The following is a 16,222-nucleotide window of genomic DNA, read 5'->3' on the forward strand; positions in this document are numbered from 1 at the left end:
CGGTTTTGCGATAACGACATGCGTAAAAACAAAAACCTAAAGCGCGAGGAGCGAATCTGAAAGATCGCGACGCGCTTTAGGCTGATCCTGCGGATGGACAGATGTCGAAGGGTATTATCGCAAATTCGGTGATGAACGCGGCGGCAGGCATGCTGCTGCTGCTGACGGGCTTCGTCTCCTCGATCATCACCGCGCGTCTGCTTGGACCGGAGGCCAACGGCATCGTCGCCTTCTCGCTGTGGCTGGTGATGACGGGCGCCTCCATCGCCGAGCTCGGCTCCAGCATCACGCTGCTGAAGACCCTGCCGCAGCTTTCGGCGGAGGGCTATGACGCGGAACGCCGGAGAGGCTTTGCCGCCATCCTCGTCAGCTTCATGATGTTTTCGACGGTGCTGCTGCTGGCGCTCTACGCCCTGTTCTTCCTGACGTCCGAGGAGATGCACTGGGCGAAAACCGCGCCTTCCGTCGCGCTCGTCACTGGCGTGCTGTTCTTCGTCCAGGCGATCGGATCTTTCGTCAAATTCTACCTGATCGGCGAAAAGAGGCTGGGCAGCTTCTTCAAACTGACCGTCGCCGTCTCTACCCTACAGCTCGCCGGCGTCGCCGTCGGCGCCGTCCTCTACGGGGTCGAAGGCGTTCTCGTCGGTTATGCGCTCGGCCAGCTCGTGCTGTTTTTCGCCACAATGCCGATCCTTCTTGCACGGCGCGACTGGTGCGGGGTTTCACTCAAGTACCTCGCCTCCTCCTCCATCATCCTGTCGATCCAGTTCATCATCGATTCCATTTTCCTCAACCGGCTCGAACTGCTCTTCCTGCAGCAGTTCTGGTCTGTGGAGATGGTCGGCTATTATGCCGTCGGCCTGTCGATCGCCAACATCGCGCTGCAACTGCCGATCCAGATGACCGGCAGCCTGCTGCCCTATTATTCCGAACGGCGGCACAGCAGCGACGATTCGACCTTGCCGGTCGAGGTCTTCGCCGCCGTCACCCGCAGCATGGCCTATATCGTGCTGCCGATGAGCCTCGGGCTGGCCGCGATCTCCAGCGAACTGGTGCTCGTCGTGTTCGGGGAAGCCTTCCGCCGCAGCGGCACGGTGGTCGCGCTGCTCGCGCTCGTCGCTCCCGCCTACACCTTTATGCAGATCCTCAGCCTCTATCTGCTGTCGATGGACAAGGCCCGCTCCCGCCTGAACATCAGTGTGATAGGTGGCCTCCTCATGGTAGCGGGTTGTTTACTGATCGTACCTAGGCTTGCCGCCGAGGGGGCCGCAATCGTGCGCATTCTCGTGTTCGTTGCGATGTCGGTGATGATGATCAGACAGACAGGATTCGGGTCCCAGCTTTCGGGCCTCTACGCAAGCCTGACGAAGGTGACGCTCGCCTCCGTCTTGTGCGCCTGCGCGGCGATTTCAGTGCTGGAATTCGTCCATGGCCCGATCGGTCTTATCTTCGCGATCATCGCCGGCACGCTCGCACATTTCGCCGCACTCCGCGTGCTGCGCGCGGTGCCCGTCGAGGATGTCGAGGTCATGCGCTCCATTGTCGAAAAGATGCCGTCGGCGCTGCGGCGGCCGGTCGGCCGCGTGATCGACTTCATTGCGCCAGGGCGCCCCGGCGATCCCGACCGCGCCAAGGTCGCGCCCGGCGAACTTTCGCTCGAACCGGCCGAAGGTGCCGGCCGCAGCGCCGCCCTGCCCGTGGTCTTCGACGGCACGATCGGGCTGTTCATGCCTGAAAGTCCTGAAGCCGGGAAACGCTCGGCCGCGGTGCTCTTCGTCAGCCCATGGGGCTTCGAGGAAATGTGCAGCCGCAAGTTCTTCCGCGTCGCGGCCGAACATTTCTCCGATATCGGCGTACCCAGCCTGCGCTTCGATTACCTTGGCACCGGCGATGCGCTCGATTTCGGTGCGCTGCCGGCAAGGCTGGAAACCTGGGAAAACTCGATCCGCGCGGCGGCCGCCAAGCTGAAATCGCTGACCGGCTGCGACCGCATCATCCTGATCGGCCAAGGTCTTGGCGCAACCCTTGCCCAGCGCATCGGCTCCTCGATCGAGGGCGTCGACAGCCTCGTCATGCTGGCACCGGTGCTGAGCGGCCGCGCCTATATGCGTGAACTCAACATGTGGTCGAAGATCATCGACGCCGATCTCGGCCTCGGCCAGCAGCACGTGCAGGCTGCAAAGGTGCAGATCGCCGGGCTTGTCATGCCGGAACAGATCGCCGCCGAGCTCGGCAAGCTCAACATTGCCGCGCCGCAGGGGCTGGCAGCGTCCCGCTACCTGATCCTCGAACGTCCGGTCAGGGCCGAAGATACCGGCTTTGCCGATGCGCTGCAGGCGCTTGGCGCCATTGTCGAGCAGAAAGTGTTCGACGGCTATGACGAGCTCGTCACCAATCCGCTCTTCGCCAAAACACCCATTGATGTCGTCGAGTTTCTGACGGATTGGCTGAAGACGGCGACGGCGGAGACATCCGCCGCTCATTCGCCGGCAGCGATCGAAACCACGCCGCTTGCCGGCGAAGGCTTCTTGGAAACGCCGGTGCGTTTCGGAAGTCACGATCATCTGGTCGGTGTCGTCAGCCGGCCGCTCGGCGAGATCAAGGGCAATGCCGTGCTCTTCCTGTCGACCGCCTATGACCGGCATGCCGGCTGGGGGCGGACGACGGTAGACATGGCGCGCGAACTCGCCCGCCACGGTGTCGTGTCGCTGCGCTTCGATTCCGCCAATGTCGGCGACAGCCCGCCGCGGCCGGATGCGCCGGAGCAGGTGCTTTATTCGATGACGCAGACCGACGATGCGATCGCCGCGCTCGATCTGCTCGAAAGCGTCGTTGCCGGCCCCGTCATGGTCGCTGGCCGCTGCAGCGGCGGCTATGTCGCCTTCCGCGCCGGCGTCGCCGACGAGCGGCTGAAGGCGGTCGTCTCGATCAATCCCTTCGTCTATTACTGGGATCCGAAGGTGCCGGTGCGCCGCGAGCATGTCGTCTCCGTTCCCCGCAGCCTCGACGATTACGGTCAGCGCCTGGCGCGGCTCGACACGCTGAAGCGGCTGCTGCGCGGTCAGGTGGACGTGGTGTCGGCGCTGCGCAATATCGTCATCGCCGGCGGCCGGCGACTGTCGCCCTTCGTCGCGCCGCTGCTCGAACTGCTTCCCGACCGGCGCCATATCGCCCGCGAGGTCCGACAGTCCTTCGCGCTGTTCGGCAGGCGCAAGGTGCCGCTGACGCTGATCTACAGCGAAGGCGACGTCGGTCTCGATCATGTCTATTTCCATTTCGGCCCGCGCGGCGCCAGGCTCTCCCGCTACCCGAACGTGCGGCTGCTCATGCTGCCGGATGCGGACCACAATCTGACGCCGCCGCAATCGCGCAAATTCGTCCTCGACGAGATCATTCGCCTGGCGAGAGCGTAAGCGGGTGTTCGATTAGGCAGGATCAGAGGCTTTCCGCAGTGGCGATATCAAGCGATCTGTAGAGATCGATGTAACGCCCGGCGACGATATCCCAGGAATAGCCGCGCGCAGCGTCAAGGAGCTCCGAGCGAAGGGCGTGCGGTCGGCACGCAAGGTCGGCATAAGCCGATTCCATGGCCGTCGCGGCAGTTTCCGGACTGGTGAAATCGGCAAGCCTGATGACGGCATGTCGGTCGGCGAGTGTTTGAAAGGCATCGTTGGCGTTCAGCACCGGCAGCAGGCCGGCGCTCATCGCCTCCAGCGCGACCAGGCCGAAACCTTCATATTCCGAGGCGGAGGCGAAGAGCGAGGCTGCGGTGATGATGCGGCGGATAGTATCATTGTCTGGCGACACATGCAGGGTGACGCGGCCGGTCAGGTCCCGGCTTTCGATCTTGCCTTCGATATCCACCCGATTCCGGTCGGATTCGGCCCCGACAATATCGAGATGCCATTCCGAATCGCGGCTCTTCAGAACGGCCATCGCGTCGAGCAGGTGGTCCAGCCGCTTGTTCACCGAAAATCGACCGATGGTGACGACGCGGCGCCTTGACAGGCGTGAGGCGGTGTCGGCGAACTTGCCGATATCGGCGCCATTCTCGATCAGCACGCTGTCCGGCACGATCTCGGAAAACTGCTTGAGATCGGAGGCGCTGCAGCAGACCACGCGGCGATAGGCCCTCGCCGAGGCGCGGGTCAGCGTGCGGAACCATATCTTCTTGATCGCCGCGTATTTCCGGGTGTGGAAGAAACCGCCATGGGTGGTGACGATCATCGGCTTGCCGTGCAGCAGCCGGCCCCAGGCGAGCGCATCGAAGAAGAAGTCGATGGCATGGACGTGCACGAGATCGGCGTCGCCGAGATGACGAAAAACCTGCGGCGCCAACGGATAGCGACTGCTGCCGGACCACGGGATGCGCACCACCTCGATGCCGTCGATATTCTCGCAAGCCGGCAGCTTATCTTCAGGCGCGGTGAACAGCGAGTTCAGCGTAACGACGCGGACACGATAGCCACGCCGGAGGGTCTGGCGGCTGAGATTGGCGACGACGTCTTCCAGGCCGCCGCGATTGGGCAGGAACTGGCGCACGACATGGACGATCAGCGGAACCGTTTGCGGCTGCGGATTCTCGCGCCCACTATCTGCCTCGACGATCGCCATTTTCCACCTATCGCTGCGCGTGCCAAACTCGTGTTGGCGCGGATTTATAGCAACGACCAGATATCTCAGGCGTTAAGGCGTGGGTTCAGCAACGTCCTGCGGAAGCGATTCTTCGCAACAGGGTTAATCGTGTCTGACGGGAGTTCAGAAGGCTTTGAAGGTGAGCGTCGTCAGCGACCGGACGATGCCTGGAATATTGGCGATATTGTCGTTGATGAACTTGCCGATATCCTGGCCTTCCTCGATATAGACCTTCAACAGCAGGTCGTAATCGCCGCTTGTGGAATAGAGCTCCGAGACCAGCTCGGTCTGGTAGATGGCGTCGGCGACCTCATAGGTCTTGCCGGGGGCGCATTGGAGCTGGACGAAGATCGGCTTCATGGAAATTTCCTGCAACGTTGTTTGACCCGCATAATGGTCGAAAGCGCCATGCGGATGCAAGCCGTTCCTCACGTGGTCGCTCCGGCCGTCGCTTCCGCGACGATCCAGTCGCGAAAGGCGGCGAGCGGGGCATAATCGGCGCGCTCGCTGGGACAGGCAAGATAATAGCGCTCCCGGCTCTCCATCTCCCGGTCGACGGCGGCAACGAGATCGCCGCGCCTGAGTTCTTCCTGCATCAGGAATGTCGGCAACAGGGCGACACCGAGACCGGCGATCGCCGCTTGCGCTGCGGTGGCGAACTGATCGAAGAGCATGCCGTGAACGCTTTCGAAGGAAACGCCATTGCCGGCGAACCATTGTTCCCAGGCATCGGGGCGCGTCGTCAGATGCAGAAGCGGAACGGCAAGCAGATCCTCTGGGCGCGAAATCCTGTGCTGCTTCAGGAAATCGGGACTGCAGGCCGGCACCGTGCGTTCCGACATCAGCAAGGTCAGTTCCGCGCCGGGCCAGTGCGCGTGGCCGAAATGGATCGCGGCGTCGATCGAATCGAGCCGGAAGTCGAAGGGCGAAAGCCGGGTCGCCAGATTGATGGTCACACCGGGATTGGTGCTAAGAAAGCGGCCCAGGCGTGGCGCCAGCCAGCGCGTGCCGAAGGTCGGCAGGATGGCGAGATTGAGCGTGCCGCCATGCGGATTGGCGCGCAGGTTCAAGGAAGCGCTCGAGATGCGCCGCAGCGCCTCGCGAATCTCGCGGGCATAGCCGTCGCCGGCGAGCGTCAGCCGCATGGTCTGGCGTTCGCGCAGGAAGAGCTCGACGCCAAGCTGCTCCTCCAGTGCGCTGACCTGGCGGCTGACGGCGCTCTGCGTCAGATCGAGTTCGCGCGCCGCCGCCGTCACGCTGCCGGTGCGGGCGACCGCCTCGAAGGCGGCGAGATGTGAAATCGACGGCAGAAAACGTCTTGAAGCGAGCATGATCATTCCGTTTCAGAATGAGCTATTTCCGAAATGTCGATATTTTCGGGTTTCCCGTGATTGTAAAGAGTTTCATCCTGCAAAAACGGAATGAGCCGGAGTTTTTCCAAAATGCCGCACGCCTTCGTTTCCACAGACCATATCCGATCGCTTTTCACCGAGGCGATGTCGCAGATGTATCGGACGGAGGTGCCGCAATACGGCACGCTGATCGAACTGGTGGCGGATGTGAATGCCGGCTGCCTCGAAAAGGATCCCGCTCTGCGCGAACGCCTCGCCAACGCCGGCGAACTGGAGCGCATCGATATCGAGCGCCACGGCGCCATCCGCCTCGGAACGGCGGAAGAGCTTTTCACCATCCGCCGGCTGTTTGCCGTCATGGGCATGCAGGCGGTCGGTTATTACGATCTTTCGGTTGCCGGCGTGCCGGTTCATTCCACCTGCTTCCGGCCGATCGACGAGGCGGCGCTGAACATCAATCCGTTCCGCGTCTTCACCTCGCTGCTGCGCCTGGAACTGATCGAGGATGAAAGCCTGCGCGGGGAAGCCGAAGCCATTCTGGCAGCGCGACGCATCTATACGCCGCGCGCCATCGCGCTGATCGAGCGTCATGAGCAGAATGGCGGTCTCACGGAAGCGGAAGCGAGCGAATTCGTTGCCGAGGCGGTCGAAACCTTTCGCTGGCACGGCGAAGCCACCGTCAACGCCGAAATCTACAAGCGCCTGCACGATGCCCATCGGCTGATCGCCGACGTCGTCAGCTTCAAGGGCCCGCACATCAACCACTTGACGCCGCGCACGCTCGATATCGATGCGGTGCAGGCCCGCATGCCGGAACGCGGCATTACCCCGAAAGCCGTCATCGAAGGGCCGCCGCGCCGGCAGTGCGACATCCTGCTGCGGCAGACGAGCTTCAAGGCGCTGGAGGAGGCGATCGTCTTCTCAGGTGACGAAGGTGCGGTCCAAGGCACGCACACCGCCCGCTTCGGCGAGATCGAGCAGCGCGGCGTGGCGTTGACGGCCAAGGGCCGGTCGCTCTACGACCGGCTGCTTGCCTCGGTTCGCGGCGAAGTGCAGGTCGGCGCCGGCGGCGCCAAGGCCGGCGCCTATGACCAGGAACTGGCCGAGCGCTTCAAGGCGCTGCCGGACAGCTGGGATGAGCTGCGCAGGCAGGATCTCGCCTTCTTCCGTTATTCCGCCACGCCGGCGGGCATCGCCGCCGCGGTCGCCGGGACACTGCCGCGCGATGCCGAAGCGCTTGTTGCCAAGGGCTACCTCGCCTTTGCGCCGATCGTCTACGAAGACTTCCTGCCCGTCAGCGCGGCCGGCATTTTCCAGTCGAATCTCGGCACCGACCAGCAGCAGAATTATGCGACGCGCTCGAACCGCGATGCCTTCGAGACCGCACTTGGAGCAACCGTTCAGGACGAACTGGCGCTTTATGCGGAACGGCAGGCCGCATCGCTGGAGGCCGCGATGGAGGCGCTGGGGGTCGCGGGCCTGCAACTGAGGACCGTTGCGTGAAATCGCCGCTTCAACACCTGTTCTTATGCGCTAGAGTAGTCCGGTTTCAATCCGGTCGGACTATGCCATGCTGAATGATCCGCGCTCCCACGGCCTCTGGGAAAAGACCGCCGGCGAACCGCCGGCGACCTCGCCTCTCCAAGGCGCGGTGTCGGCAGACGTCGTCATCGTCGGCGGCGGCTATACCGGCCTGTCCTCCGGCCTGCATCTAGCCGAAGCCGGGTCGAAGGTGGTGCTGCTGGAGGCGAAGGAGATCGGCTTCGGCGGTGCTGGGCGCAATGTTGGCCTGATCAATGCCGGCATGTGGGTGATGCCCAACGACCTGCCCGGCGTGCTCGGCCCCGTCCATGGTGAACGCCTGCTCGAATTGCTCGGCAACGCGCCGAAGCTCGTCATGGAATTGATCGACAAACATGGGATCGCCTGCGAACTCGAGCGTAACGGCACGCTGCACTGCGCCGTCGGCGCCGACGGGCTGAAGGAGATCGAGGAGCGTGCGGCGCAATGGTCTGCCCGCGGCGCGCCCGTCGTGCTGCTCGATGCGGCTGAAACGGCCAAGCGCACCGGCAGCGAGGCCTATGCCTGCTCACTGCTCGATCTGCGCGCCGGAACGCTGCAGCCGCTTGCCTATGCGCGCGGCCTCGCTCATGCCGCCGTCAACGCGGGCGTCGCCATCCATACATCGAGCCCCGTCATCGCAACCGAGCGTCGCGGTAGCCGCTGGACCGTGAAGACGGAAAGCGGCGAAGTCAGCGCGGACTGGATCATCGTCGCGACCGATGCCTACAGCACCGGCCCCTTCGAGCAGGTGCGCAACGAGCAGGTCTATCTGCCCTATTTCAATTTCGCCACCGTGCCGCTCGGCCACAATCTGCGTCAGTCGATCCTGCCGGGGCGGGAAGGCGCATGGGACACCAAGGATATTCTCTCCTCCTTCCGCATGGATCAGGCTGGACGCCTCGTTTTCGGCAGCGTCGGCGCGCTGCGCAATACCGGCCTTGCCGTACATAAGGGCTGGGCCAAACGTGCGCTGAAGCGGCTCTTTCCCATTTTCGGCGATGTCGAATTCGAATGCGAATGGTATGGCCAGATCGGAATGACCGACAATGCGCTGCCGCGCTTCCACAAATTCGCCCCGAACGTCATCGGCTTTTCGGGCTATAATGGCCGCGGCATAGCCCCCGGCACGGTCTTCGGCCGCACGTTGGCCGAGCATATTCTCGGCCGGCTTGCCGAGGCCGATCTGCCGCTGCCGCTGACGTCACCCACCGAGCCGAGCTTCCGTGCGCTCAAGGAACTATGGTACGAAGCCGGCGCTCAGGTCGCCCATTTCGCCGATGCCCGCTTCTGAGAACCGACAAGCGCTTCTGAGAACAATAAGATTGGAAACACGACAATGACCATCGCCGTCCTCGATCTCGCCACCGAAACCGCCAAGCTGCTCGCCGAACTCGGCGTCGATGCCGGCCGCTATCAGGGCGGCACGCTGTCTGTCTCCTCGCCCGTCACCGGCAAGGAAATCGGCAGGCTCAGAGAACATTCCGCTTCCGAAACGAAAGCGGCGATCGAAGAGGCGCACAAGGCGTTCCTCGAATGGCGTTCCGTGCCGGCGCCAAAGCGCGGCGAACTGATCCGCCTGCTCGGCGAGGAGCTGCGCAGCGCCAAGACGGCGCTCGGCCGCCTCGTCTCGATCGAAGTCGGCAAGATCACCTCCGAAGGCCTCGGCGAGGTTCAGGAGATGATCGACATCTGCGATTTCGCCGTCGGCCTGTCGCGCCAGCTCTATGGCCTGACGATCGCCACCGAACGCTCCGAACACCGGATGATGGAAAGCTGGCACCCGCTCGGCGCGATCGGCATCATTTCCGCCTTCAACTTCCCGGTCGCCGTCTGGTCTTGGAATGCGGCGCTGGCGATGGTCTGCGGCAACTCCACCGTCTGGAAGCCTTCGGAAAAGACGCCGTTGACCGCCCTTGCGGTGCAGGCGCTGTTCGAAAAGGCCCTGAAGCGCTTCGTCGCCGAGGGCGGCAAGGCGCCAGCCAATCTGTCGACCCTGATCATCGGCGGCCGCGAAGTCGGCGAGGTGCTGGTCGACCACCCGAAGATCCCGCTCGTTTCCGCCACGGGCTCGACCGCCATGGGCCGCGCCGTCGGCCCGCGCTTGTCGCAGCGTTTTGCCCGCGCCATTCTCGAACTCGGCGGCAACAATGCCGCCATCGTCTGCCCGAGCGCCGATCTGGACCTGACGCTGCGTGGCGTCGCCTTCTCCGCCATGGGCACGGCCGGCCAGCGCTGCACGACACTGCGCCGTCTCTTCGTCCATGAAAGCGTCTACGACCAGCTCGTACCGCGCCTGCAGAAGGCCTATGGCTCGGTCACCATCGGCAATCCGCTGGAGGCCGGAACGCTGGTGGGACCGCTGATCGATGGCCAGGCTTTCGAGAAGATGCAGGCAGCGCTTGGCGAGGCCAAATCGGCCGGCGGCAAGGTGATCGGCGGCGAACGCGTCGACAATGGTTCGGCCGATGCCTTCTACGTTCGCCCCGCGCTCGTCGAAATGCCGGATCAGACCGGCCCGGTCGAGAACGAGACCTTCGCGCCCATTCTCTACGTCATGAAATACAGCGATTTCGACGCGGTGTTGGCGCTGCACAATGCCGTGCCGCAGGGATTGTCGTCGTCGATCTTCACCAACGACATGCGCGAGGCGGAAACCTTCGTCTCGGCGCGCGGATCGGATTGCGGCATCGCCAACGTCAACCTCGGGCCTTCGGGCGCCGAAATCGGCGGCGCATTCGGCGGCGAAAAAGAGACCGGCGGCGGACGCGAGTCCGGCTCCGATGCCTGGAAGGCCTATATGCGCCGCGCCACCAACACGATCAATTACGGCAGCACACTGCCGCTCGCGCAAGGCGTCAAGTTCGACGTCGAATGAGCAAAATCGCTGGAAAGGCGACGCTGGCAGAGCAGCGCCTTTTGGCTGCTGACAAACCACTCAAAAACCGCGACGTCATCCTCGGCCTTGTGCCGAGGATCTGCGACGGCAATTAACATCTGAAAATAGACGATTTTCTGAAAAGAAACTGCGGTGGCTAGATGCTCGGCACAAGGCCGAGCACGACGGAGCAGACTTTGTCAGCAAACGAGGGCGACGCTGGCAGAGCGTCGCCTTTTTGGCACCATCGAGTTTATTCCTGGCGATCTGAATTATCGGGTCAAGATATCGTGATGCTTTTTTCTCGGCGACGAAACTTGAAATAGCCAGTCAAGAAAAATATACGCCTCTTATCCCGTCTGGGTGACATCGCCATGGAGGCCATCATGACTATTGCTTTTAACCGTTTTTCCCATGTGCTGACGCTCGCCGCGTCGCTTCTCTCCGCCACGGTGCTCGCAGGCGGCGCCAATGCCCAGGATGAAGGTCTCGTCGTCTACAATGCGCAGCACGAAAGCCTGGGCCGCGAATGGATCGATGCCTTCACCAAGGAGACCGGCATCAAGGTCACCATGCGCCAGGGCAGCGACATGCAGTTCGCCAACCAGATCATTCAGGAAGGCGACGCATCCCCCGCCGATGTTTTCCTGACCGAGAATTCGCCGGCCATGACGCTGGTCGACGGCGCCGGCCTCTTCGCCCCGGTCGAAAAGGAAACACTGGATCAGGTTCCGGAGCAGTATCGTCCTGCCGACGGCATGTGGACCGGCATTGCCGCCCGCACGACGGTCTTTGCCTATGACAAAACGAAGCTCAGCGAAGACAAGCTGCCGAAGTCGCTTCTCGACCTCGCCGATCCCGCCTGGAAGGGCCGCTGGGGTGCAGCGCCAGCCGGCGCCGACTTCCAGGCGATCGTCGCCGCCCTGCTGCAACTGAAGGGCGAAGACGCCACCAAGGCATGGCTGAAGGGCCTCAAGGACAACGCGACGCCGTACAAGGGTAACAGCGTCGCGATGAAGGCCGTCAATGCTGGTGAAGTCGAAGGCGCGGTCATCTATCACTACTACTGGTTCGGCGATCAGGCGAAGACCGGCGAGAACAGCAAGAATGTCGGCATGCATTACTTCAAGAACCAGGATCCAGGCGCTTTCGTCAGCGTTTCGGGCGGCGGCGTCCTGAAGTCCACGCAGCACATGAAGGAAGCGCAGGCTTTCCTGAAATTCGTCACCAGCAAAGCAGGCCAGGCGGTCCTGAAGAACGGCACGTCCTATGAATATGCCGTCGGCAAGGACGCTCCTTCCAACGACAAGCTCGTTCCGCTTGCCGATCTCAATGCGCCGAAGGTCGAAGCTTCGACGCTGGACAGCAAGAAGGTCGTGGAATTGATGACGGCGGCAGGTCTGATTTAGGCTTTCTACGTATCGTAGCACTTACGCGGGAGAGGCTTCGGGCTTTCTGCCGCAGGCTTGCAGCAGCCAAAACTATTGCTTTTGGCTCAAGAAAACCTTAGGGCATGACGGGATCGGGCAACTGTCTTTCCAAGACGGTTGCCTTCCTTTTTCAGCGTATGAAGGCACCGGCCTTGCTGCAGGACAACAGATTTTTCGTAGCCGGCAATCAGGCGCCGGTCGCGCCGAAGGCTCCGCGAATGCTATTGCCGCGCCGGCGCATGCCGCACGCGCCCGTGATGCTTCTCGCGACCGTCATCGCGATCTTCAGTCTCGTGCCGCTCGGCTTCATCGGCTGGATCACTTACGATGTCGGCTGGGAAACGGTGAAAACGCTCGTCTTCCGGCCACGTGTCGGCGAACTCCTCATCAATACGGTTCTCCTGGAATCGGCCACCATTCCACTGTCGATCGCCCTGGCCGTGACGCTTGCCTGGCTGACCGAACGAACGGATATCCCGTTCGCGAGGCTCTGGGCCTGGCTGGCGATCGCGCCGCTCGCGGTGCCGGCCTTCGTGCACAGCTATGCCTGGGTCAGCCTCATTCCCGGCATGCGCGGCCTGCAGAGCGGCGTCTTCGTTTCTATCATCGCCTACTATCCATTCCTTTATCTGCCGGTTGCCGCAGCGCTACGCCGTCTCGATCCGGCCATCGAGGATGCCGCCGCCTCCCTTGGCCTCGACCCCTGGCGCGTCTTCTTCCGCACCGTGCTGCCGCAGTTGAGGTTTGCCATTTGCGGCGGCTCGCTGCTGATTGCGCTGCATCTGCTGTCGGAATACGGCCTGTTTGTCATGATTCGGTTCGATACTTTCGCAACCGCGATCGTCGACCAGTTCCAATCCTCCTACAACAGCCCGGCCTCCAACATGCTCGGCGGCGTGCTCGTTGCCTGCTGTCTTTTCCTGCTCGGCCTCGAAGTGCTGCTGCGCGGCAACGAACGTTATGCCCGCGTCGGCCCTGGCTCGCCGCGTCCGGCCGATCGCCGGCGTCTCGGCTGGTTCGTGGTGCCGGCCATCTTGCTGCCTGTCGTCCTGGCGGTGCTGACGCTCGGCGTGCCGTTGATGACACTCGGCCGCTGGCTCTATCTCGGCGGCAGCGAGATCTGGCGCATCGAGGTCGGCAGTGCCTTCCTGCAGACGATGGCGCTTGCTCTTGCCGGCGGCGTGCTGGCGACGATTGCCGCAGCCCCCATGGCCTGGCTCTCCGTGCGCGCGCCCGGCCGTTTCCAGCGCGTGCTCGAAGCCTGCCACTATTATGTCGGCTCGCTGCCCGGCGTCGTCGTGGCGCTGGCGCTGGTGACGATCACCGTGCGTCTCGTGCTGCCGCTCTATCAGACCTTCGCAACGCTGCTCGTCGCCTATGTGATGCTTTTCCTGCCCCGTGCCATGGTCGGCTTACGCGCCAGCATCGCTCAGGCGCCAGTGGAGCTGGAGCGCGCCGCGATGGGCCTCGGCCGCACCCCGGGTCAGGCGGTGCGGCAGATCACCATGCGGCTTGCCGCACCGGGCGCCGCTGCCAGCATCGCCTTGACCGCACTTGGCATTACTAACGAACTCACGGCGACGCTGATGCTCTCGCCAAACGGCGTCGATACGCTGGCGACGAAATTCTGGTCGCTGACGAGCGAGATCGATTATGTCTCGGCCGCCCCTTACGCCTTCATGATGGTCGTGCTGTCGCTACCGCTCACCCTGACGCTTTATACGCAATCGAAACGGACCGCCGGCCAATGACGCTGCTTACGATCGAAAACATCAGCAAGCGCTACGGGCCCGTCCAGGCGCTGAAGGATATTTCGCTCGATGTCCAGGCCGGCAGCCGCACCGCCGTCATCGGGCCGTCCGGCTCGGGCAAGACGACGCTGCTGCGCATCATCGCGGGCTTCGAGCAAGCCGATGCCGGCAGGGTGACATTGGATGGCGACGTGCTGGCCGATGGCCCGGCGGCGGTGCCGGCTCACAAACGGGGCATCGGCATCGTCTCCCAGGATGGCGCGCTGTTCCCGCACTTGAGCGTGGCTGAGAATATCGGCTTCGGCTTCGAACGGGGTGCTGCCGATCGTGACCAGCGCATCGCCGAACTGCTCGATATGGTCGAGCTCGACCGCGGCATGCTGGCGCGGCGCCCGCATCAGCTTTCCGGGGGCCAACAGCAGCGCGTGGCGCTCGCCCGCGCGCTCGGCCGCAAGCCGCGGCTGATGCTGCTCGACGAACCTTTCTCGGCGCTCGACACCGGCTTGCGGGAAAACATGCGCAAGGCTGTCGCGCGTGTCCTGCAGGCGGCCGGCATTACCGCCGTTCTCGTAACGCACGATCAGGAAGAGGCACTGAGTTTTGCCGATCAGGTCGCGGTTCTCAGGGAAGGGCGACTGATCCAGGCGGGATCACCGCAAACCCTGTATCTGCATCCCAGGGATCGCGAGACGGCGCTGTTCCTCGGCGATGCCGTGCTGCTTCCGGCCATTATAAGGAACGGCCTTGCCGACTGCGCCCTCGGCCATGTCGCCGTCGAAGGCAGCCGTCAGGGCAAGGCGGAAATCATGCTGCGGCCCGAGCAGATCCGCGTCGTTGCCGATGAAAGCGATCGCGACTACGGCGGACGGGTTGTCGAGGTGGAATTCGGCGGCGCGGTCTGCACCGTCGCCGTTTCGCTCGACGGCGTTGCCCTGCCGCCGATCCGGATCAAGACCTCGAGCGTCGCCCTTCCTTCGCGAGGCGATCTCGTTCGCCTGGATATATCAGGCAAGGCGCACGTCTTCGAGCGCTGAACAATAGAGCCTGCGCGTCCTATCGGGCACGCGGGCTAACCGACCCGGCGCACCAGCTCTTGCGGCTCAATGCCCTCGAGCCAGCCGCCGGTAAAGCCGGCGCGCTCAAGTCCGAGGCGGATGACCGGCGATTGCCGCATCAGCTTCCAGATGAAGTCGGAACGCTCGTTTTCGATGGTCATGACGACAAGGCCCTGGTCGATGCCGACGGTGCGGTCGTCCACCCAGCCCTCCGGACGTTTGGTCTGCACGGTCGGATTGAAGCCGCCGGGAAAGCCGCCTTCCAGCAGCAGGTTCGGATAGGTGGTCAAAAGCGCCTTGGTGCCGTCGAGAGCCGCCTGCCGGTCATAGGGCAGGCAGGCGAGTGCGGCCCAGGGTGCGATCGTGCCGTCATCGGGTCCGAGCGGGGCGCCGCGGGCGGCATAACCCAGAACCTTCGGCTGCCGGCCGCCACGCATGCGCCGCGTCGGCGGTGGACCGTCGCAGGCGGTAAAGCCCCAGACATTCCTGTTGTAACCGACGAAACCGCCGGGATTGCGCTCGGCGTAGTCGCGCTGCATGTTAATGACGACCTGGGTGTTGCGGAAATAGTCCCAGTTGCGTTCCATCATCGGTTTGTCCTGGATGCTGCGGAAATCGATCCAGGCATGCGAGAAGAGATGAATGAAAAGCGGGCCGGCATAGAGATACGGCTGGTCGCCGAACGTCATCCAGGAATAGCTCGATGTGAAGGCGTCGTAACTCGACTGCGGCACGGGATGCGTCGGCGAGGCGAGTGCCAGCGCATAAAGAATGATCGCCTCGTCGAAACCGTGATAACGCCAGCGCAGGAAGCCCGACGAAGGCTTCCAGCCCATGGAAATCGTGTCGCCCTTGTTCAGCGCCCAGCGCCAATCGACGCGTTCGTAGATGAAGGTCGCGAGCTCACGGATTTCAGCCTCGGTCTCGTCTTCGCGATTGAAATATTGCGCTGAGGTCAGCACGCCGGCGATGAGCAGCGCCGTGTCGATGGTCGAAAGCTCGCTGTTCCATGCACGATTGCCGCTATCCATGTGGAGAAAATGGTAGAAGAAACCGCGATGGCCGGTCGCATGGCGCTCGTCGCCCTGGCGCGCCTCGGCGAAGAAACGCAGTGTATTGACCGTGCGCTCGGCCGCTTCCTTGCGGCTGATCCAGCACCGCTCGACGGCAACGGGGTAGGAGGAAAGGGCGAAGCCGACGGCCGCGATGCTCGCCGGCACGCCGGCGATCGAGGTATCGGCCACCAGGCCATTTTCGGGATTGGAATATTTCAGGAAGTACTTGAAAGCCGAATGCTGCAACCTGTCGATGAGGGCTGCATCAATGTCTTCGATCCGTTGCAGCATAGGCTCCTACCCAACTGTTGCATCGACCCATGCTTGAACATGGTGGTCGTCCCCGAGCAAATCAAACCTTTTTGATTCGCAGGGATAAGAGAACACAAACGGAGGCGGTCGGTCGTTAACAATTATCGGTGAATTAATATCTAGCATAAGTCATATAAGCGGTGCAGCAAAAGCACCGCCGCGCACCGCACCGGCACAGTCTATGTCAGGCAATA

General features: G+C 62.9%; 11 protein-coding genes. 7 read left to right on the forward strand and 4 right to left on the reverse strand.

Annotated elements, in window-relative coordinates; all coding sequences use genetic code 11:
• The first annotated feature begins 101 nt into the window (after positions 1–101).
• Complete coding sequence (locus tag Tal182_RS21825) at positions 102–3,413, forward strand: alpha/beta fold hydrolase (RefSeq protein WP_085860714.1); 3,312 nt, start codon at positions 102–104, stop codon at positions 3,411–3,413.
• Positions 3,414–3,435: 22 nt separating this feature from the next.
• Here Tal182_RS21825 and Tal182_RS21830 read toward each other — a convergent pair whose 3' ends face one another.
• The 3 genes from Tal182_RS21830 to Tal182_RS21840 all read right to left on the reverse strand — a co-directional run bounded on the left by Tal182_RS21830 (position 3,436) and on the right by Tal182_RS21840 (position 5,972).
• Positions 3,436–4,614: a glycosyltransferase family 4 protein gene (locus tag Tal182_RS21830; protein WP_085860715.1), complete on the reverse strand. Its 1,179-nt coding sequence runs from the start codon at positions 4,612–4,614 to the stop codon at positions 3,436–3,438.
• Between the two features lie 144 nt (positions 4,615–4,758).
• Positions 4,759–4,995, reverse strand: coding sequence for an Lrp/AsnC ligand binding domain-containing protein (locus tag Tal182_RS21835; RefSeq protein WP_003567502.1), 237 nt, complete (start codon positions 4,993–4,995; stop codon positions 4,759–4,761).
• A 68-nt stretch (positions 4,996–5,063) separates the two neighbouring features.
• The gene (locus tag Tal182_RS21840; protein ID WP_085860716.1) at positions 5,064–5,972 is read right to left on the reverse strand and encodes a LysR family transcriptional regulator; all 909 of its coding nucleotides are present in this window, start codon (positions 5,970–5,972) and stop codon (positions 5,064–5,066) included.
• Between the two features lie 84 nt (positions 5,973–6,056).
• Between Tal182_RS21840 and Tal182_RS21845 the strand changes: the two genes are divergently transcribed.
• The 6 genes from Tal182_RS21845 (at position 6,057) to Tal182_RS21870 (ending at position 14,640) form a co-directional block, all read left to right on the forward strand.
• Positions 6,057–7,490 carry a VOC family protein gene (locus Tal182_RS21845; RefSeq protein ID WP_085860717.1) on the forward strand — a complete coding sequence of 478 codons (1,434 nt, stop codon included), beginning with the start codon at positions 6,057–6,059 and terminating at the stop codon, positions 7,488–7,490.
• A gap of 67 nt (positions 7,491–7,557) precedes the next feature.
• On the forward strand, positions 7,558–8,841 hold the full coding sequence (locus tag Tal182_RS21850) for an FAD-binding oxidoreductase (RefSeq protein WP_085860718.1): 1,284 nt from the start codon (positions 7,558–7,560) through the stop codon (positions 8,839–8,841).
• A 45-nt stretch (positions 8,842–8,886) separates the two neighbouring features.
• Positions 8,887–10,425, forward strand: coding sequence for an aldehyde dehydrogenase family protein (locus Tal182_RS21855; RefSeq protein WP_085860719.1), 1,539 nt, complete (start codon positions 8,887–8,889; stop codon positions 10,423–10,425).
• Between the two features lie 386 nt (positions 10,426–10,811).
• The gene (locus tag Tal182_RS21860) at positions 10,812–11,834 is read left to right on the forward strand and encodes an iron ABC transporter substrate-binding protein (RefSeq protein WP_085861021.1); all 1,023 of its coding nucleotides are present in this window, start codon (positions 10,812–10,814) and stop codon (positions 11,832–11,834) included.
• Between the two features lie 104 nt (positions 11,835–11,938).
• Positions 11,939–13,606: an iron ABC transporter permease gene (locus tag Tal182_RS21865; RefSeq protein WP_085860720.1), complete on the forward strand. Its 1,668-nt coding sequence runs from the start codon at positions 11,939–11,941 to the stop codon at positions 13,604–13,606.
• Complete coding sequence (locus tag Tal182_RS21870; protein WP_064805692.1) at positions 13,603–14,640, forward strand: ABC transporter ATP-binding protein; 1,038 nt, start codon at positions 13,603–13,605, stop codon at positions 14,638–14,640. The genes Tal182_RS21865 and Tal182_RS21870 overlap by 4 nt, the downstream gene beginning before the upstream one ends.
• A 35-nt stretch (positions 14,641–14,675) precedes the next feature.
• Here the strand turns inward: Tal182_RS21870 and Tal182_RS21875 are convergent, their stop codons facing one another.
• Complete coding sequence (locus Tal182_RS21875) at positions 14,676–16,007, reverse strand: glucoamylase family protein (RefSeq protein WP_085860721.1); 1,332 nt, start codon at positions 16,005–16,007, stop codon at positions 14,676–14,678.
• Positions 16,008–16,222 lie beyond the last annotated feature (215 nt).

Origin of the sequence: Rhizobium sp. TAL182, assembly GCF_002117725.1 — a bacterium.
GTDB classification, from domain to species: Bacteria; Pseudomonadota; Alphaproteobacteria; order Rhizobiales; family Rhizobiaceae; genus Rhizobium; species Rhizobium esperanzae.